The organism is Streptomyces sp. NPDC037401 (assembly GCF_055602345.1).
This window is the reverse complement of the sequence record NZ_JBVJWO010000041.1, coordinates 1-17,128: the sequence shown is the minus strand read 5'-3', so window position 1 is coordinate 17,128 and position 17,128 is coordinate 1. Positions and strand designations below refer to the sequence as shown.

The 17,128-nt window shown below is 72.7% G+C and carries 15 protein-coding genes and 2 pseudogenes; 7 read left to right on the top strand and 10 right to left on the bottom strand.

Going from position 1 to position 17,128, the window contains the following annotated elements; genetic code table 11:
• Nucleotide 1 precedes the first annotated feature (1 nt).
• Together ACZ7H1_RS31890 and ACZ7H1_RS31885 are read left to right on the top strand one after the other, a co-directional pair.
• Nucleotides 2-901 carry an acyl-CoA dehydrogenase family protein gene (locus ACZ7H1_RS31890; protein WP_470791346.1) on the top strand — a complete coding sequence of 300 codons (900 nt, stop codon included), beginning with the start codon at nucleotides 2-4 and terminating at the stop codon, nucleotides 899-901.
• Between the two features lie 312 nt (nucleotides 902-1,213).
• Complete coding sequence (locus ACZ7H1_RS31885) at nucleotides 1,214-1,630, top strand: ATP-binding protein (protein ID WP_470791344.1); 417 nt, start codon at nucleotides 1,214-1,216, stop codon at nucleotides 1,628-1,630.
• A gap of 254 nt (nucleotides 1,631-1,884) precedes the next feature.
• Here the strand turns inward: ACZ7H1_RS31885 and ACZ7H1_RS31880 are convergent, their stop codons facing one another.
• Nucleotides 1,885-2,640, bottom strand: coding sequence for a DUF1838 family protein (locus ACZ7H1_RS31880; protein ID WP_470791342.1), 756 nt, complete (start codon nucleotides 2,638-2,640; stop codon nucleotides 1,885-1,887).
• Nucleotides 2,641-2,720: 80 nt separating this feature from the next.
• A complete protein-coding gene (locus ACZ7H1_RS31875) occupies nucleotides 2,721-3,647 on the bottom strand; it encodes a cyclase family protein (RefSeq protein WP_470791341.1) in 927 nt (308 codons plus the stop codon).
• A gap of 83 nt (nucleotides 3,648-3,730) precedes the next feature.
• Here ACZ7H1_RS31875 and ACZ7H1_RS31870 point away from each other — a divergent pair, with 83 nt between their 5' ends.
• The 3 genes from ACZ7H1_RS31870 to ACZ7H1_RS31860 all read left to right on the top strand — a co-directional run bounded on the left by ACZ7H1_RS31870 (nucleotide 3,731) and on the right by ACZ7H1_RS31860 (nucleotide 7,141).
• Nucleotides 3,731-4,651: an SDR family NAD(P)-dependent oxidoreductase gene (locus ACZ7H1_RS31870; protein WP_470791339.1), complete on the top strand. Its 921-nt coding sequence runs from the start codon at nucleotides 3,731-3,733 to the stop codon at nucleotides 4,649-4,651.
• Nucleotides 4,652-4,757: 106 nt separating this feature from the next.
• Nucleotides 4,758-6,062, top strand: a complete 1,305-nt coding sequence (locus tag ACZ7H1_RS31865; RefSeq protein ID WP_470791405.1) for an acyl-CoA dehydrogenase family protein — start codon at nucleotides 4,758-4,760, stop codon at nucleotides 6,060-6,062.
• Nucleotides 6,063-6,067: 5 nt separating this feature from the next.
• Nucleotides 6,068-7,141, top strand: a complete 1,074-nt coding sequence (locus ACZ7H1_RS31860) for a Zn-dependent alcohol dehydrogenase (protein WP_470791404.1) — start codon at nucleotides 6,068-6,070, stop codon at nucleotides 7,139-7,141.
• A gap of 159 nt (nucleotides 7,142-7,300) precedes the next feature.
• Here ACZ7H1_RS31860 and ACZ7H1_RS31855 read toward each other — a convergent pair.
• The 7 genes and pseudogenes from ACZ7H1_RS31855 to ACZ7H1_RS31825 form a co-directional block, all read right to left on the bottom strand.
• Nucleotides 7,301-7,702 (bottom strand): annotated as a pseudogene (locus ACZ7H1_RS31855) (flavin reductase family protein); the annotation flags it as partial.
• Nucleotides 7,703-7,831: 129 nt separating this feature from the next.
• Nucleotides 7,832-8,020, bottom strand: a pseudogene (locus ACZ7H1_RS31850) (flavin reductase); the annotation flags it as partial.
• 911 nt (nucleotides 8,021-8,931) lie between these two features.
• Nucleotides 8,932-9,366 carry a VOC family protein gene (locus ACZ7H1_RS31845; RefSeq protein WP_470791338.1) on the bottom strand — a complete coding sequence of 145 codons (435 nt, stop codon included), beginning with the start codon at nucleotides 9,364-9,366 and terminating at the stop codon, nucleotides 8,932-8,934.
• Nucleotides 9,367-9,375: 9 nt separating this feature from the next.
• Nucleotides 9,376-10,158, bottom strand: coding sequence for an enoyl-CoA hydratase/isomerase family protein (locus tag ACZ7H1_RS31840; protein WP_470791336.1), 783 nt, complete (start codon nucleotides 10,156-10,158; stop codon nucleotides 9,376-9,378).
• Nucleotides 10,159-10,170: 12 nt separating this feature from the next.
• A complete protein-coding gene (locus ACZ7H1_RS31835; RefSeq protein ID WP_470791334.1) occupies nucleotides 10,171-12,405 on the bottom strand; it encodes an acetate--CoA ligase family protein in 2,235 nt (744 codons plus the stop codon).
• Nucleotides 12,406-12,559: 154 nt separating this feature from the next.
• A complete protein-coding gene (locus ACZ7H1_RS31830; protein WP_470791332.1) occupies nucleotides 12,560-13,624 on the bottom strand; it encodes a cobalamin-independent methionine synthase II family protein in 1,065 nt (354 codons plus the stop codon).
• A gap of 167 nt (nucleotides 13,625-13,791) precedes the next feature.
• Nucleotides 13,792-15,021 carry a flavin-containing monooxygenase gene (locus tag ACZ7H1_RS31825; protein WP_470791330.1) on the bottom strand — a complete coding sequence of 410 codons (1,230 nt, stop codon included), beginning with the start codon at nucleotides 15,019-15,021 and terminating at the stop codon, nucleotides 13,792-13,794.
• Nucleotides 15,022-15,169: 148 nt separating this feature from the next.
• Between ACZ7H1_RS31825 and ACZ7H1_RS31820 the strand changes: the two genes are divergently transcribed.
• Nucleotides 15,170-15,622, top strand: a complete 453-nt coding sequence (locus ACZ7H1_RS31820) for a DoxX family membrane protein (protein WP_470791328.1) — start codon at nucleotides 15,170-15,172, stop codon at nucleotides 15,620-15,622.
• Nucleotides 15,619-16,017: a Zn-ribbon domain-containing OB-fold protein gene (locus tag ACZ7H1_RS31815; RefSeq protein ID WP_470791327.1), complete on the top strand. Its 399-nt coding sequence runs from the start codon at nucleotides 15,619-15,621 to the stop codon at nucleotides 16,015-16,017. Before ACZ7H1_RS31820 ends, ACZ7H1_RS31815 begins: the two co-directional genes overlap by 4 nt.
• A gap of 4 nt (nucleotides 16,018-16,021) precedes the next feature.
• On the opposite strand, the gene ACZ7H1_RS31810 is transcribed toward ACZ7H1_RS31815, so the two are convergent.
• Entirely contained in the window at nucleotides 16,022-16,684 is a 663-nt protein-coding gene (locus tag ACZ7H1_RS31810) for a pyridoxine/pyridoxamine 5'-phosphate oxidase (RefSeq protein ID WP_470791326.1), read from the bottom strand.
• Between the last annotated feature and the right edge of the window lie 444 nt (nucleotides 16,685-17,128).

Genomic DNA, 17,128 nt, shown 5'->3' with positions numbered 1-17,128 from the left:
CGTGGACTTCCAGCCGACCGAGGACCAGCGGGACCTGCGGGCCGGAGTGCGGGACCTGCTCGCCGGGCGGTACGGGCGGGAGGCGCTGCGCGCCGCCGTCGACTCGGGTGCGGAGGTCGTGGACCGCGGGCTGTGGCGGGAGCTGGGCGCGGCGGGCTTCTTCGCGCTGCGGCTGCCGGAGGCCGGGGGCGGGGTCGGCCTCGGACTGCCGGAGGCGGTGCTCGTCTTCGAGGAGGCCGGAGCCGCCCTGCTGCCCGGCCCGCTGGTGGCCACGCACCTGGCCGCCGGGGCGGTCCCCGGAGCGGCCGCCGGCGAGACGGTGGTGACCGCGCCGGACCTCGACGGGCTGGTCGCCTACCTGGACGAGTCCGACGCCGTACTGGACCATCCCGGCGGCATCGCGGGCGAGGCGGTCCGCTCGGCGGATCCGCTGACCCCGCTGCACCGGGTGGCCGTGCCGAGGACACCGTGGACGCGGCGGCCCGAGGGGGCGCTGCTGACCGCCGCCCTCCAGCTCGGCAGCGCACTGCGCACGTGCGAGCTCGCGGTGCGGTACGCGAAGGAGCGGGAGCAGTTCGGGCAGCCGATCGGGGCGTTCCAGGCGGTCAAGCACCTGTGCGCGCAGATGCTGGTGCGGGCCGAGCTGGCCCGTACGGCGGTCTACGCGGCCGCCGTGACGGGCGAGGCGGCCGAGATCGCGGGGGCCAAGCTGCTGGCCGACGAGGCGGCGGTGCGCAACGCCCGGGACTGCCTCCAGGTGCACGGCGGGATGGGTTTCACCTGGGAGGCGGACGTGCACCTGCATCTGAAGCGGGCGTGGCTGCGCGCGGAGCAGTGGTGCACGGCAGCGGAGGCCGAGGAACTGCTGGCGGCCGGGCTGGGATCGGGCTCGCTCGGGTAGCTGCTCGGGTAACTGGTGGGACAGGGCGGGACGCATGTCCGATTACGGAGAGTTGATATCGGTTTGTGTCCTTCGCCCGACTCGTTACGCACCGGAGTCGAGGGCGCGCTCCGGTACGCTCCCACGATGCGAGCGGTCGAGCGGCGAGGGCGTCGCACAGTATGCACCACGCCTACTCCTTCGCGCTGGAATATGCCTGAAGCGCTTGTTGTGGTGACTGTATGTCAACCATGCTGCTCCGCAAGGGGGTCACGGACCGTGATCCCGTTCTGTCGCGAGGCGAAGTGTCCGCCGGTTCGGATGGTGTGAGCGGTGCAGGTGCTTCAGGTTCAGCTGGAGGTCGGTCCGGATCCCGCCGAAGTGGGCCGGGCCCGCAGATGGGCGAGGTCCCGGCTCGCCGGGTGCGGCATAGGGGTGGACGAGCCCCTCGCCGACACGTTGATCCTGCTGATCTCCGAGCTGGTCACCAACGCCGTCGTGCACACGGGCTGCCCGGCCGTCCTGCGGATGCTGTTCGGCGGTCCCGGCGTACGGGTCGAGGTCATGGACGTCAGCGACTGCCCGCCGGCCCGCCGGCACGCGGACGGCGAGGACACCAACGGCCGTGGCCTGGAGCTCGTCGACGGGCTGGCGGACCGCTGGGGCTGGCAGCGCGAGGGAGCGGGCAAGCGGATCTGGTGCGAGGTCGACCGGGACGAGAAGGCCGCCGAGAGCCGGATGTACCTCTAACGAGGTGTTGACGGACCGTCATGCGTTGATCACCCTGGAATGAGCGATTCGTCGCGAGGGGACGCCAAGGGTCGACCTTGACGAGTGCGGGTCGTGGGGTGGCGGCTGCCGTGCCGCGCTCGGGGCGTGCACGAACGTACGCCGCCACCCGCAGGTCACCCGGTCACCCGGTCGTCAGGGGTCGCCAGGTCATCGGGGGTCGCCAGGTCGCCAGGTCGCCCCGTCGCCCGGTCATCAGGTCGGCGGTCGGCTGGTCAGGTCGGGCGGGGCGGGTTGAGCTTGCGGAAGTACGTCCAGCTGGTCTCGTTCGGCTCGGTCCGCTTCTCCGGAGCGTGCGCGTACTCGGGATTGCGGTCCGCGATGTAGGCGCGGGTGCGCTCCGGGAGCTCGTCGTACGCATCCAGCTTGCGGCCCCGGCAGTGGAAGGTGAGCCCGCCGGGGCGCTGCCCCCGGGCCATCCACGGCAGCCAGGGCGACATCCGCGTCCACGACATGGTGGCGGGCACGCTCGGCCGGTCGGTGGTGAAAACGTCGGCGGGGGCGAAGAACTGGAACAGCTCCAGAGCCCGGTACGTGTCGTCCGCCGAGTGCGCGGGGTAGTCGGCGACGGGCAGCGGCGAGGGGTAGGCGAGCGGGATCTCGAGGCTGAAGCAGACCTGGTCGCCCAGCGGGGTGCACGGGACGGGGAACGGCCGCCACTTCTGGTTGGCCGGGTCGTTCCAGACGTGGACCACCGGCCGGTCCTGCCAGGTCTCCAGGATCTCCCGGCTCTGCGGGTCCAGGTAGAAGGCGGCCTCCCGGGTGAGTAACTGGTAGGCCCCGGGGCCGTCTTCGACGAGCCGGGAGACGTTGAGCCCCTCGAATCCGAGGATCCGGGTGTAGGGCTCGCCGGGCGCCCAGGAGAAGACGTCCCCGGACCACCAGTACGTCACCTCCCGGCCGTCGAGGTCGGCGCGGGTGCGGGCGAAGGCCGTCAGGAGGGCGGTGGGGTCGGCCGGTACCGGTGTCATCTCCGTACTCTGTGCGGCCGCCGGGGCGGACGGCAAGAGCGCGGGTGGGGGCCGCAACCCCTACAGGACCGCCACCGGGGCTACAGGACCGCCACCGGGGCCACCGGGGTGCCGGTGCCGCCGACGAAGGGCTCCGGCATGGCGGAGAGCAGGAAGCCGTACCGGTTTTCTTCTGCACAGGCTGTGGACAACTTTTCCAGATTCCAGTTCTGGCCCTGGTGCATCCCCATCTCGACCAGGTCCAGCGCGTGCACCGGCAGCCATAGATTCTCGATCTCCGGCGGGAAGATCTCAAAGGTCAGCGTGTCGTTGGCGACCGCCGCCACGTCGCGCGCGTGGAACCACTCGGGGGTGCGGACCGAAAGGCCCGGGGACGGGTAGCCGTAGCCGTGCTTGTCGCCGGCCAGGTAGGCCTGGATCTGCCCGGTGCGGACCAGGACGATGTCACCGGCCCGGACCGTGACCCGGCCGAACTCCTCGGCCTCGGCGAGGTCCTCCGGCGTCACCGCGTGGTCCCCGGGCAGCCGGTCGACCCCCTTGGCGCGGGCCACGTCGAGCAGCACCCCGCGCGAGAGGACCGGAGTGGCCTTCTCGATTCCGCTGAACTGCGCCCGGGTGTGCGGGGTGATGGTGTCGGCCGGGCGGCCGTTGTAGATCCGCCCCGAGTGCGAGACGTGGGTGAGCGCGTCCCAGTGGGTGGCGGACTGCAGGCCCATCGTCACGGCGTCGTCGCTGCAGGCGACCGTGCCCGGCCCGAACAGCTCCTGGTTGATCTGCACCATGGTGTGGAGGGGGTTGATCCGGCCGGGTATCAGGCCGGCCTGGACCCCGTCCTCCTTCAGGGGGAGCGCGAGGGGGATCCGGCGGCCCGTACGCACCTCGGCCGCTGCGGCCCGTACCACCTCGGCGGTGATCAGGTTCAGCGTGCCGATCTCGTCGTCGGCCCCCCAGCGCCCCCAGTTGTTGACCCTCTTGGCGATCTCGTGGAACTCGGCCGGCAGGGACATGGGACCTCCTGAGGTCTTGTGCTCGCGGACCCGATGGCCCTTAAATCTAACGGTCCGTCAGAAACCGCGGGAAGGGGCCGGACGTGGGGAACTTCTTGGCAGGCAAGGTCGTCGCCGTCACCGGCGCGGGCCGGGGCATCGGGCGGGCCGTCGCGCTCGCCGCCGCCGCCGAGGGAGCCAGGGTCGTCGTCAACGACTACGGCGTCTCGGTCGAGGGCGGCGAGCCCAGCAGCCAGGTCGCGGAAGACGTGGTCAAGGAGATCCTGGCCGCGGGCGGGGAGGCGATCGCCGTCGCCGACGACATCTCCACCATGGCCGGCGGGCAGCGCATCGTCGACACCGCGCTCGCCGAGTACGGCCGGATCGACGGCGTCGTGTGCGTCGCCGGGATCCTGCGCGAACGGATGCTCTTCAACATGTCGGAGGAGGAGTGGGACCCCGTCGTCGCCACCCACCTCAAGGGCACCTTCACCGTGTTCCGCGCGGCCGCCGCCGTCATGCGCAAGCAGGGCACCGGCACCCTGATCGGCTTCACCAGCGGCAACCACCAGGGCAGCGTGGCGCAGGCCAACTACTCCGCGGCCAAGGGCGGGATCATCTCGCTGGTGCGCAGCGCCGCCCTCGGCCTCCACAAGTACGGAGTGACGGCGAACGCCGTCGCGCCCGTGGCCCGGACCAGGATGTCCGCCAACGTACCCATGGAGCTCAAGGAGATCGGCGAGCCCGAGGACGTCGCCGCCCTGGTCACGTACCTGCTCAGCGACCGGGCGCGGGCCGTCGGCGGCGAGCGGATCACCGGCCAGGTCTACACGATCGCCGGACCCAAGATCGCCGTCTGGGCCCAGCCGCGGGAACTGCGCGCGGGCTACGCCGAGGGCTCCTGGACCCCGGAGAAGATCGCCGACTTCCTGCCCGGGACGGTCGGCACGGATCCCATGCCGATGATCGCCCAGCTGGAGGCGATGGCCACGGCGGCGGCCGCCAAGGAACGGCCCAACGCCTAGACGGCGGCGGGTGGGAGGAAGCAGGCGCCAGAGGCAGCCAGAGGCGGCCAGAGGCGGCAGGCGTCAGAGGGAGCCAGAGGGATCCAGAGGGAGGGGTGTGGGTCTGTTGGACTTCGGCTTCGAGGTCGCGGACGAGGACTTCCGGGTCCGGGCGCGGACCTGGCTCGCGGACCGGATGGCTGGCTCCGGCCCGTACGCGGCCGCGGCCGGCCTCGGCGGGCCGGGCAGCGAGCACGAGGGCGTGGCCGAGCGGCGCGAGTGGGAACGCGAGCTCGGCCGCGCGGGCTGGATCGGCCTGGGCTGGGCGGCGCCCTCCGGGGCGTACGGGCAGCAGCGCGCCTCGCTCACGCAGCAGGTGGTGTGGGCGGAGGAGTACGCGCGCCTGCGGGCCCCTGCCCGGGTGGGGCACATCGGGGAGAACCTGCTCGCGCCGACCCTGCTCGCGTACGGCTCCCAGGAGCAGCGCGACCGGTTCCTGCCCGCCATCGCGCGCGGCGAGGAACTGTGGTGCCAGGGCTACAGCGAACCGGGCGCGGGCTCGGACCTCGCCGGGATCCGGACCACCGCGGTCCGGGAGGCGGGGGGCAGGGAGGGGGGAGGAAGGAAGGCCCGGTACCGGGTCACCGGCCAGAAGATCTGGACCTCGCTGGCCCGGGAGGCCGACTGGTGCTTCGTGCTCGCGCGGACGGAGCCCGGCTCGCGTCGGCACGCCGGGCTGTCCTTCCTGCTCGTGCCGATGGACCAGCCGGGCGGCCGGGTCGAGGTGCGGCCGATCCGGCAGATGTCGGGGACCAGCGAGTTCAACGAGGTGTTCTTCGACGGCGCGGTAGCCGAGGAGGTCGTCGGCGGCGAGGGACACGGCTGGGCCGTGGCCATGGGCCTGCTCGCCCTGGAGCGCGGGGTCTCGACCCTGGTCCAGCAGATCGGCTTCGCGGCGGAGCTGGAACGGGTCGTCCGTACGGCCGTCGAGACCGGGGCGGCCGACGACCCGGTCATCCGCGACCGGCTGGTCCGCCAGTGGGCCGGGCTCCAGGTGATGCGGTGGAACGCGCTGCGGACCCTGGGGAGGGGCGGGGGAGAGGGGACTGCCTCCGCCGGGGGAGACGCCTCCGCAAGGGGGGACGCCTCCGGGGCGCCGAGCGTGGCCAAGCTGCTGTGGGGCGGGTGGCACCGGCGGCTCGGGGAGTTGGCCGTGGAGGTGTGGGGGGCGGCCGGGTCGGCTGGGTCGGCTGATGCCTGCGGCGGCGGAGATGCGGGTGGCGCGTTGGACGTTCCGTATGAGCAGGGGCTCTCGGAGGACCAGCGGCTGTTCCTGTTCACCCGTGCCGACACGATCTACGGCGGTTCGGACGAGATCCAGCGCAACATCATCGCCGAGCGGGTGCTCGGCCTACCGAGAGAGGCCAGGTGAGTGCGATGAGGGGCGTCGTCTTCGACGGCAGGCAGGCGGAAGTGGTCGACGACCTGGAGATCCGCGACCCGGGACCGGGCGAGGTGCTCGTCGCGATCGCCGCGGCCGGCCTCTGCCACAGCGACCTGTCGGTGATCGACGGGACGATCCCGTTCCCGCCGCCGGTGGTGCTGGGCCACGAGGGTGCGGGAGTCGTACGGGCCGTGGGGGCGGGGGTCACGCACGTGGGGCCCGGGGACCACGTGGCCCTGTCCACGCTGGCGAACTGCGGGGCGTGCGCGGAGTGCGACCGAGGCCGGCCCACCATGTGCCGGCAGGCCATCGGGATGCCCGGCAGGCCCTTCTCGCGCGGCGGGCAGCCGCTCTTCCAGTTCGCGTCCAACTCCGCCTTCGCGGAACGCACCATCGTCAAGGCCGTGCAGGCCGTGAAGATACCGAAGGACATCCCGCTGACCAGCGCGGCGCTGATCGGGTGCGGTGTGCTGACGGGCGTGGGCGCCGTACTCAACCGGGCGAAGGTCGACCGCGGCGAGTCGGTCGTCGTCATCGGCACGGGTGGCATCGGACTCAACGTCCTCCAGGGCGCACGGATCGCGGGCGCCACCCGGATCGTGGCGGTGGACGCCAACCCGGCGAAGGAGTCCGTGGCCCGGCAGTTCGGCGCCACCCACTTCGTGGACGCGTCGGCGGGCGGGGCGGATGCCGTTTCGGCCGCCGTGAAGGGCGTCCTGCCGACGGGGGCCGACCACGCCTTCGAGTGCGTCGGGAACGTCAACCTGATCCGGCAGGCGATCGATCTGCTCGACCGGCACGGGCAGGCGGTGCTGCTGGGCGTGCCGGGGTTCACGGAGGAGGCGTCGTTCCTGGTCTCGTCGATGTACCTCGACAAGTCGATCCTGGGGTGTCGGTACGGGTCCTCGCGGCCGCAGCGGGACATCGCGCTGTACGCGGAGCTGTACCGGGAGGGGAAGCTGCTCCTCGACGAGCTGGTGACGGAGACCTACCCGATCGAGGACTTCGCGAAGGCGGCGGACGACGCGCACCAGGGGCGGGTGGCGCGGGGCGTCCTGACCTTCTGAACGGGGTCCTGGGCACCCGTACCGTACTCCTCTGGCCTGTCGTGGCGGTTGCCGCGCGTGCCCCCATCGCGCGTGCCCCCATCGCGCGTGCCCCCATCGCGCCGGCGCCGCGCCGGGCGGGCTGCGGGCCTGGGGGCGGGGGTGGGGGCGGGCCCGCTCTCAGTTGCCGGTGAAGCGGCCGAACTTGCCGCGGTGGAAGAGGAGCGGGGCGCCCTCGCCGGCGGCGCCCATGGCCTCGACGCGGCCGACGACGATCAGGTGGTCGCCACCGGTGTGGACGGCGTGGATCCGGCAGTCGATCCAGGCAGGGACCGCAGCGAGCTGCGGTGAGCCGGTGACGGGCGCGGGGGAGTAGGACACCCCGGCGAACTTGTCGGCACCGCTGATCGCAAACGACCGGCAGAGGTCTCCTTGTTCCGCGCCGAGGATGTTGACGCAGAAGACCCCGGCGCGCGCGATCCGCGGCCAGGTCGTCGAGGTGCGGGCGACCATGAAGGTCACCAGGGGCGGGTCGAGGGAGAGGGACGCGAAGGACTGGCAGGCGAAGCCGGCGGGGCCTTCGGGGGTGGTGGCCGCGGTGGTGGCATCCGCGGTGGTGGCATCCGTTGTGGTTGTGGTTGTGGTTGTGGTTGTGGTTGTGGTTGTGGTTGTGGCTGTGGTTGTGGCTGTGGTTGCGGTCGTGGCTGGGGTGCCGGGGGCGGTGATGACGGTGACGCCGCTCGCGAAGTTCCCGAGCACGGTCCGGAACTCCGTCGGGCTGACGGGCGCCCGCTCGTCCTCCCCGACGGCCCGCAGGTGCGGGCGGGGCAGTGCATCGATGGGCTCCGCGGAGGTCGGGGAGCCGACTGACCTGAGGTATCGGACGACGGTGGCCGCCATCCCTGCGTGTCCCATCACCCCGCCATTGAAACTGACGGTTCGTCAGATGGGAAGGGGTTCGGGGGCGGGGGTCGGTGCCGCGCTGGCTCCTATGTTCTCCGGAGGCGGGTCCGGCGCATCGGCACTCGGCTGAGCCGAGGTGTGCTGCGGTCAGGATGACGGCGGGTCGGTGATGGCGGGGGCGGGTTTCCGGTGGGTCGGGGTTTGGACGGTTCTCCGGGGGATGCCCGCATGTCTGAGTGTCCGTCCGTGCCGGGCCGGCCCGTCAAGGGCGCTCCTCCTCGTTCCTCGTCGTCGCGTCGCTTCGCGATTCCGCTTCGCTCCACCCTTGACCGCCCGTCCCGTCCCGGAAGTCCACAGACTTGCGAGCATCCCCCGGAGGGGGAGGGATGGCAGGGGGGACGGGACCCGGTGCCGGTCCCCCTGGGCCCGTGGAGCGGGGTCGGGGGCGCGGCCCGCCCTTCGGGCGGAAGGGCACGCGGCAGATCGCTACACAGCCGAGGCCGACCGGCGGCTGGCGGACCGGCCGTGGTTGGGCATAGGCCGCCCACGATCGCTACGCGGTCCGCTCGTCTCGGCGACGGCCGGGCTGTCTGTGGCCGGGCATGGGCCGGCAGCGGCCGCCGGACAGCCGTGGGCGTCCGGCGGCGGACGCTTGTCAGCAGTAGAGCTCGGTGGGACGGCCGTCAGGCCGCAGGACGGAGGCGCGCACGGCGGGAAAGCCGCCGACGGTGGGTGGCCGACCACTGGGAGACCTCAGCGTTGCCCTCCCAGCCGCACGGGTGGTGCGGGTGGGTATCCCAGCCCGCGCGGAGCGCGGGCGCAGCCCCCACCGACCCGCGGCCGGGTCGGCTCCGCACCCCAGCCGCCAAGCCAAGCGCAGCGGACCGGCGGCCCCGCCAGGCTCCCCGCTAAGGGGTCACGCAGAGCTCGTTGCCCTCCGGGTCCGCCAGGGTCGTCCACGTGTACGGGCCCTGGCTGCCGTTGTGGAGGAAGGTCGCGCCCGCGGCGAGGAGGCGGTCGACCACGGTTTTGGGGTCGTCCGGGGCGGTCCGGACGTCGAGGTGGACGCGGTTCTTGGTGGACTTGGGCTCCGGCACCCGCTGGAACAGGACGCGCGGGGCGCGCTCCACGCCCTCCGGGTGGCGGATCGCGGCGCCCACCTTCCAGACCAGGGTGCCGCGGTGGGTGGTGGTGTCGTCCTCGCTCGCCTGGCCCGATGCGACCAGCTTGCGGATGAGGGCCTCGTCGCTCGGTTCGACCTCCCAGCCGAGCGCCTCGGCCCACCAGTCGGCGAGCGTGTGGGGGTCCGCGGAATCGATCACTACCTGGAAGGTGTACGCCATGCCGGGAGCCTATAGGCCCCGGTACTTGGGCCTGCGGCGCTCCACGAAGCTGGCGACGCCTTCGTTGGCGTCCGCGGTGGTCATGTTGATCTCCTGGGACGCGGCCTCGGCCGCGAGGGCCGTGGTGCGGTCCGTGTCCAGGGAGGCGTTGACGAGGGCCTTGGTGAGGGCCAGGGCGCGGGTGGGGCCCTGGGCGAGGCGTTCGGCCCAGGTGCGGGCCGTTGCGGGGAGGTCGTCGTCGGGGACGACGCGGTTGACCAGGCCCAGGGCGAGCGCGTCGGCGGCGGGTACGGCGTCGCCGAAGAACATCAGTTCCTTTGTCTTCTGGGGGCCGATCAGGCGGGGCAGCAGGTACGCGCCGCCGCCGTCCGGGACCAGGCCGCGTCGGACGAAGACCTCGATGAACCGGGCTGATTCCGCGGCCACGACCAGGTCGCAGGCGAGGGCGAGGTGGGCGCCGATGCCGGCGGCGGTGCCGTTTACGGCGGCGATGACCGGCTTTTCGCAGTCCATGACCGCGGTGATCAGGCGCTGGGCGCCCAGGCGGATCAGGCGGGCGACGTCGCCGGGGACGCGGTCGGTGGTCGAGGGGGCGCCGCGCAGGTCCGCGCCGGCGCAGAAGCCCTTGCCGGTGGCGGTGAGGACGACCGCGCGGACGGCGGGGTCGGCGGAGGCCTCGCCGAGGAGGGCGATGACGCGTTCGCGCTGGTCCCAGGTGACGGCGTTCATCGCCTCGGGCCGGTTGAGGGTGATCCAGGAGACGCCGTTGTCGATGTCGTGCAGGACTTCCATGCGGGGCTCCTGTCAGCGGCAGATGGCGAGGGCGTCCAGGGCGACGGCGCCCTGGCCGCGGGGCAGGACCATCAGCGGGTTGATGTCCAGTTCCGAGAGGGAGTCGCCCAGCTCGAGGGCCATCCGCTGGATCCGCAGGACCACTTCGACCAGGGCGTCGACGTCGGCGGGCGGGGCGCCGCGTACGCCTTCGAGGAGGGCGTGGCCGCGGAGTTCGGTCAGCATGGCGCGGGCCTGGTCCTCGCCGAAGGGCGGGACGCGGACGGCGGCGTCGTGGAGGACCTCGACGAGGACGCCGCCGAGGCCCACCGTGACCGTCGGGCCGAAGAGGGGGTCCTGGGTGACGCCGACGACCATCTCGACGCCGCGTTCGACCATCTGGCAGACCAGGATGCCGTCGAGGGGGATGCCCTCGTAGCGGGCTATGTCGGTCAGCTCGCGGTAGGCGTCGCGGATCTGGCTGGCGGAGGTCAGGCCGACTTTGACGAGGCCGAGTTCGGTTTTGTGGCCCAGCTGGGGGCCGGAGGCCTTCATCACGACGGGGTAGCCGACCAGCCCTGCCGCGCGTACTGCTGCTGCGGCGCTGGTCACCAGCTGTTCGCGGGGGACGCGGATCCCGTAGGCGCGCAGCAGCTGCTTGGCGGCGTGCTCGCTGAGCTGCTGGCCGGGGCGCATCAGGGCCTGGGCCTTGCGGAAGGAGGGCGAGGGGGTACGGGGGGCTTCGTCGAAGGGGGAGCGGTAGTGGCTGGTGAAGCGGTGGTGGCCGAGGTACGCGCGGACGGCGGTGATGCAGTTGCCGAAGGTGCGGAAGGTGGCGACGCGGGAGGAGCCGAGGAGGGTGGTGCGGTAGGCGTCCTCGGTGCCGACCGGGGAGCCCCAGACCACGCAGATCAGCTTGTCGGTGGCTTCGGCGGCGTCGACGAGGTCCTGGGCGAGCTTGTCGCTCATCGGGGGGAAGGGGCCGGTGATCGGGCAGATCAATACGCCGACCGAGGGGTCCGCCAGGATCGCGTCGATGATTTTGCGGCCGCGCCAGTCGCCCACGGGGTGGCCACCGTTGTCGACCGGGTTGGCGACGTTCAGGTACTCCGGGATCCAGGTGTGGAGTTCCTGTTGTCTGGCCTCGGAGAAAGTGGGGAGCGTCAGGCCGGCTTCGGTGGCCAGGTCGGAGAAGTGGGCGCCCGTACCGCCGGATATGGAGTACACGACGACGCCGTCGGCCCGCGGCTTGCGGGCGCGGGCGAGGAGGGCGGCGGTGTCCTGGAGTTCGTCGAGGCCGTCGACGCGGATGACTCCGAACTGCCGCATCGCCGCGTCGACGACGGTGTCGGCTCCGGTGAGCTTGCCGGTGTGGGAGGCGGCCATCCGGGCGCCGGTCTCGGTGCGGCCGACCTTGACGGCGACGACGGGGACGCCGTTGCGGGCGGCGTGGTCGGCGGCGAGGAGGAAGGAGCGGCCGTCTTTGAGGCCTTCGACGTAGCAGGCGATGGCGCCGACCTCGGGCTGCCCGGCGAAGTACGAGATGAAGTCGGCCGTCTCGAGGTCGGCCTCGTTGCCGGTCGGGGCCCAGTGGGAGAGCCGGATGCCGAGTTCCTGGAGGGTGTAGACGGGTCGGCCCTGGTGCCCGGACTGGGTGATCAGTGCGATGGCGGGGCCGTCGAGGTCCTCGCGGAACTCCTCGAAGGCGTTCAGGTTGGTGTTGGGGCCGAGCAGCCGCAGGCCGGAGCGGGTGACGGCGGCGGCCAGCCGGGCCTGGGCGGCCGCTCCCTCGTCGCCGGTCTCGGCGAAGCCGGAGGCGAAGGCCACGGCGAACCTGGTCTTGGTCTCGGCCAGTTCCTCGATCACCGGGACCGGGTCGGAGACCAGGAGCACGGCGAGGTCGACCTCTTCGGGGAGGGCGGTGACGGAGGGGAAGCAGGCGCGGCCGAAGACCGTCTCCCGGGTGGGGTGCACGGGGTGCAGGCGGGCGCCGACGCGGTCGGCCCAGGCGATCAGCTGGCGCGTGATGCCGGTGTTGGGCCTGCCCTCGGCGTCGGAGGCGCCGATGACGGCGACCGACTCGGGCCGGAAGAAGCGGTCGAGATCGGGGACGTCGGCGCGCAGGGGCCGTCCGCTGACGTCCAGGTCCGCGGCCGCGTCGGCAGGGGGTGTGGCCGTGGAGTGGACTGCTCTGCGAGGCTGTTCCCCGCAGGCCTCGACGCGCGCGCGGAAGTCGGTGGTGAGGGTGCCGTGAGTAGATCCAAGCATCGTTCCGCCCGCTCCTGCTCGATGACTCTCGATAACTGACGCTTAGTCAGATTACTGAACTGACGCCGCGTCAGGAACAGGGCGGACGGAACCTCCTTCTGCGGATGCTCCGCACGTACGGCGGCCGGACGGGCCCGGCGGCCGGTGCAGGGGATCAGGCGCCGAGCGCCTCCGAGGCGAGAGCGGTGCCCCGTACCCGCGCGTCGATCTTGGCGAAGGCGATCTCGCGCGAGGTCGACGTGTCGTCGGCGAAGGGCGAGAATCCGCAGTCGTCGCAGGTGCCGAGCTGCTCCACCGGGATGTACCGGGCCGCCAGCAGGACCCGGTCGCGGACCTGCTCCGGGGTCTCCACCACGGGGTCGATCGGGTCGGTGACGCCCACGAAGACGCGCACGCCCGGACGCAGTTCGTCAGCGATGACCCGCAGCACGCGCTCGGGGTCCGGCTCGCTCGCCAGCTGCACGTAGAAGCTGCCGGCCTTCAGCCGGAACAGCCGGGGGAGCAGGTCGGCGTAGTCCACGTCCGCGCTGTGCGTGGAGTCCTGGTCGCCGCCGGGGCAGGTGTGCACCCCGATGCGGGCCCGTTCGGCCTCGGTGAACCGGCCCAGGACCTCGTTGTTGAGGGCGATGAACTGCTCCAGGAGGCTGCCGCTCGGGTCGAGCTTCAGCGACAGCCGGCCCTCGGTGAAATCGAGCTGCACGGAGTGCGCCCCCGCGTCCAGGCACTCCCGGATGTCGGCCTCGGCCTCGTCGGCGAGGTCCTTGAGGAACGTCTCGCGCGAGTAGTCCTCCAGCGGCGTGGCCGGGTAGAGCAGGCTCAGCGCGGAGGGGGCGATCACCGCCTGCTTGACCGGCCGGTCGGTGTGTCGCCGGGCGTCCCGCAGGTAGCTCGCGGCCCGGGTCCCGTACCGGAAGGGCCCGGCGGTCAGCGCGGGCAGCCGGCGGGTGTGGCCGTCGGCGAAGGGGATGACCGCGCCGTCGGGGCCGAGCGAGTCGAGGCCGGCCACCGGGTAGGTGGCGAAGCTGGGCTTGGCCTGCTCCCCGTCCACCAGGACGGGGCAGCCGATCTTCTCCAGCTGGGCCAGAGTCTCGATCGTCGCCTGGTCCTGGAGGGCGGTCAACTCGGCTGTCGACAAGGTGCCTTGGACGTGTGCCGTGAGGGCCTGCAACAGGCTCGCGGGCCGGGGGATGCTGCCGATGGGCTCCGTGGGAATGCTCATGATCGGGACCCTAGGAAGCGCCCAATCCGCGGGCAAGACTGCCCTGCGACCCCCAGCGCCACCCCTCATGGCCCCGGTGCCGACCGGGCCGGAATCCCCGCAGGTCACAGCGGTGAAGGCAGCCCGCCGTGGCCCGAGTCCGGCCCGGTGAGGAGTGTAGATCGGCCTTAAAGTCCGCCAGTTTCCAGTGTTTCGCCCTCGGCGCCGGGGCCGGTCTGGTAGGAGCTGCGGGCGAGCGCCTTGGCGATCCGCTCCGCGTCCAGGGCCATCTCGCGGAACATACCGCTGATCGGATTCGAGAAGCCGGTGAAGTGCAGGCCGGGGGCCTTCGGGTGCGTCTGCGCGCCGTGGGGGAGCGGGTGGCCGCGCTCGTCCAGTACGCCGAGATGGCCGACCAGGTCCTCCAGGGCGCGCCGGTAGCCGGTGGCGGCGACAACGGCGTCCGGCTTGACCCTGCTGCCGTCCGCGAGGACCGCCTCGGGGCCGTCGAAGGACTCGACCGCGGCGACCGGCTCGACCTTCCGCTTGCGCACGGCGTCGATCAGGCCGACGTCCTGCACGGGGATCGCGCCCTCCTTGACCCGGCTGTAGAGGCCGGTGTCCGGGCGGGGCAGCCCGTACGCGGACAGGTCGGGCACGGACGCCTTCGCCACGAGTGCGCCGAGCCGGTCCACGAGCGGTACGGGCAGCCGCCGGACCAGGATCCCGGTGCGCTGGGCGGGCCAGCCGGCGGTCGAGCGGCGCACGATGTGGGGTGCGGTGCGGACGGCGAGCCGGACCCGCGCGGCGCCGCCTTCGGCGAGGTCCACGGCTATCTCGGCGCCGGTGTTGCCGACGCCCACGACGAGCACGTCCCGGCCGGCGTACGGCTCGGCGTTGCGGTAGGCGCTCGCGTGGGCGAACGTGCCCGTGTACGTGTCCAGGCCGGGCCAGTCCGGCAGGCGCGGGGTGTGGTTGAAGCCGGTGGCGACGACCACGGCGCGGGCGACGAGCCGCCGTCCGCCGTCGGCGTGCAGCACCCAGTCCGTACCGCCCTCCGCGGGCTCGATGCGGTGTACTTCGACGCCGGTGACGAGCTCCAGCTCGTGGTACTCGGCGTACTTCTCCAGGTAGCGCACGACGTTGTCGCGGGCGACCCAGCGGCCGAAGCGGCGCGGCATGGGCAGGCCGGGAAGGCCGGAGAGGCGCCGGGTGGTGTGCAGGTGCAGCCGGTCGTAGTGGGCGCGCCAGGAGGCGGCGACGTCGTCGGACTTCTCGACGACGACGGCGCGCACGCCGTGGGCGCGCATCGCGGCTGCGGCGGCCAGGCCGGCGGGTCCGGCGCCGATCACGTACACGGGGGGCTGCGCGGATCCGTCGGCTTCGCGGATGTGGGGGGTACCCGGGCTTGCGGACATGGAGTGTGAGCGTATCGGCACAGAGAGTTGTTGGGTCTCGGTCAAGACGGGATCCGGTTGCGAATCGATCACGGGCCGGACCCCTTGCGCTGTCGCGGCGGATCCGCTGAACTGACGTACCGTCAGATCGTGGGTGGGAGGGTGCCTGATGCAGACCGTCTGGCTCAGTGGGGCCGAATGGCTCGCCGTGCTCCGGATCGGCCTCGGCCTGTGGTGGCTGGAGAGCTGGCGGCACAAGGACAAGAAGGGCTGGTTCGAACGCGGCACCGGCATCGCCTGGGCCGCGGACGTGGCCGGCAAACACCGCTGGCCGATCGTGAAGAGGGGCTTCTCCGCCGTCGTCCAGCCCCGCCCGAAACTGATGGCGTACGTCGTCGTCTACGCCGAACTCGCCCTCGGACTCGGCCTGATCGCGGGCTTCCTCACCCCGATCGCGCTCGCCGGAGGCCTGCTGCTCAACCTCCTCTACCTGGTGCTGATGATCCACGACTGGGCCGAGCAGGGTCAGAACGCGATGATGGCGCTCATCTCCCTCGTCGCGCTCTTCGCCATGAGCTGGCAGGCCTGGTCCCTCGACAACGCGATCGGACTGTTCCTGTGACCACGCGCCACGACCTGCCCGAGGCGGACGCATTCACCCGCACCTACTGGGAGGCGGCCGCCGCCGGACGGCTGCTGCTGCGGCGCTGCGGGGGGTGCAGCCGCGCGCACCACTACCCGCGGGAGTTCTGCCCGTACTGCTGGAGCGAGGACGTGACCTGGGAGCCGGCGAGCGGCCGCGCCACCCTCTACACGTGGTCGGTGGTCCACCGCAACGACCTGCCGCCGTTCGGCACCCGCGTCCCGTACACGGCCGCGGTCGTCGACCTGGCCGAGGGCCCGCGGATGATGACCGAACTGCTGGACTGCGAGCAGCCGCGGATCGGCATGGACCTGGTGGTGACCTTCCTGCCGGAATCCGACGACCTGGCGATCCCGGTCTTCCGCCCGGCCTGAACCGTCAGGGCCAGAGCAGCTCCTGCCGCCAGCCGTCGCCCTCGCGGACGTAGCGCAGCCGTACGTGGCGGCGCATGGCGTCGCCCTGGAAGAACTCCACCTCGCGCGGCCGGAGCACGTACCGCGTCCACGTGTCCACCGCCGCGTCCGGCTCGGCCCCGGCCCGCTCCCAGGCCGCGGCCGAGGCCCGCGCGAGCTCCTCGGCGCTGCCGAGCACCTCGCTCTGCCGGCCGGTGAGCGCGGCGGCGAGCGCCCCGCGCGTACGGGCGGCCAGATCGGCCCGGCTCTCCTCGGCGGACCCGGTCACCACCAGCCCGCGCACCCGCACCTGCCGCCCGACGGAGGGCCAGTAGAACCCGAGCGCGGCCGCGGGCTGCGCGGCGAGCTGGCGGCCCTTGGCGCTGGTGCGGTGGCTGGCGAAGCACCAGCCGCGGTCGTCCACGTCGTGCAGCATGAGCGTGCGCAGGTCCGGCTCGCCGTCCTCGCCGACGGTCGCGAGCGTCATGGCGTGCGGCTCGGCCTGCCCGGCCCGTACGGCCCCCACGAACCACTCCCGGAACAGCTCCGCAGGCTCCCCGGGCGCGGCCGCCACATCGAACCCGGGCAGCTCGACGTCCCACACGCGCTGGGCGTGCAGTGCCTTGGCGAAGTCTTCGTGACTGGTCACGGCGTGCGCTCCGTATCGACCGGGGGCAGGGCCTCCACCATAGGGGGGTGGCGGGGCCGCCGGTCCGCTGCGCTTGGCTTGGCGGGTGGGGTGCGGAGCCGACCCGGCCCGGCCGGGGCCGGTGGGGGCTGCGCCCGCGCTCCGCGCGGGCTGGGGATACCCACCCGCACCACCCGTGCGGGTGGGAGGGCATCGCTGAGGTCTCCCAGTGGGCGGTTGCCCACCGTCGGCGGCTTTCGCGCCGTGCACACCTCCGTCTTGCGGCCTCACGGCCGCCCCGCCGAGCTCTGCTGCAGACAAGCGTCTGCCGCCGGACGGCCGGGGCCGTCCGGCGGTGTATGCCCATCCCCGGCCGGTCCGCAGGCCGCCGGTCGGCCGCGGCTGTGTAGCGATCGTGGGCGGCTTATGTCCGGCCACGGCCGGTCCGCCGGCCGCCGGTCGGCC

Excerpts from the sequence above, each read along its gene's own strand:
- ACZ7H1_RS31835 (WP_470791334.1), bottom strand. The coding sequence starts at position 12,405 with ATGCTTGGATCTACTCACGGCACCCTCACCACCGACTTCCGCGCGCGC.
- ACZ7H1_RS31820 (WP_470791328.1), top strand. The coding sequence starts at position 15,170 with ATGCAGACCGTCTGGCTCAGTGGGGCCGAATGGCTCGCCGTGCTCCGG.
- ACZ7H1_RS31860 (WP_470791404.1), top strand. The coding sequence starts at position 6,068 with ATGAGGGGCGTCGTCTTCGACGGCAGGCAGGCGGAAGTGGTCGACGAC.
- ACZ7H1_RS31825 (WP_470791330.1), bottom strand. The coding sequence starts at position 15,021 with ATGTCCGCAAGCCCGGGTACCCCCCACATCCGCGAAGCCGACGGATCC.
- ACZ7H1_RS31875 (WP_470791341.1), bottom strand. The coding sequence starts at position 3,647 with ATGTCCCTGCCGGCCGAGTTCCACGAGATCGCCAAGAGGGTCAACAAC.
- ACZ7H1_RS31830 (WP_470791332.1), bottom strand. The coding sequence starts at position 13,624 with ATGAGCATTCCCACGGAGCCCATCGGCAGCATCCCCCGGCCCGCGAGC.
- ACZ7H1_RS31880 (WP_470791342.1), bottom strand. The coding sequence starts at position 2,640 with ATGACACCGGTACCGGCCGACCCCACCGCCCTCCTGACGGCCTTCGCC.
- ACZ7H1_RS31840 (WP_470791336.1), bottom strand. The coding sequence starts at position 10,158 with ATGGAAGTCCTGCACGACATCGACAACGGCGTCTCCTGGATCACCCTC.
- ACZ7H1_RS31845 (WP_470791338.1), bottom strand. The coding sequence starts at position 9,366 with ATGGCGTACACCTTCCAGGTAGTGATCGATTCCGCGGACCCCCACACG.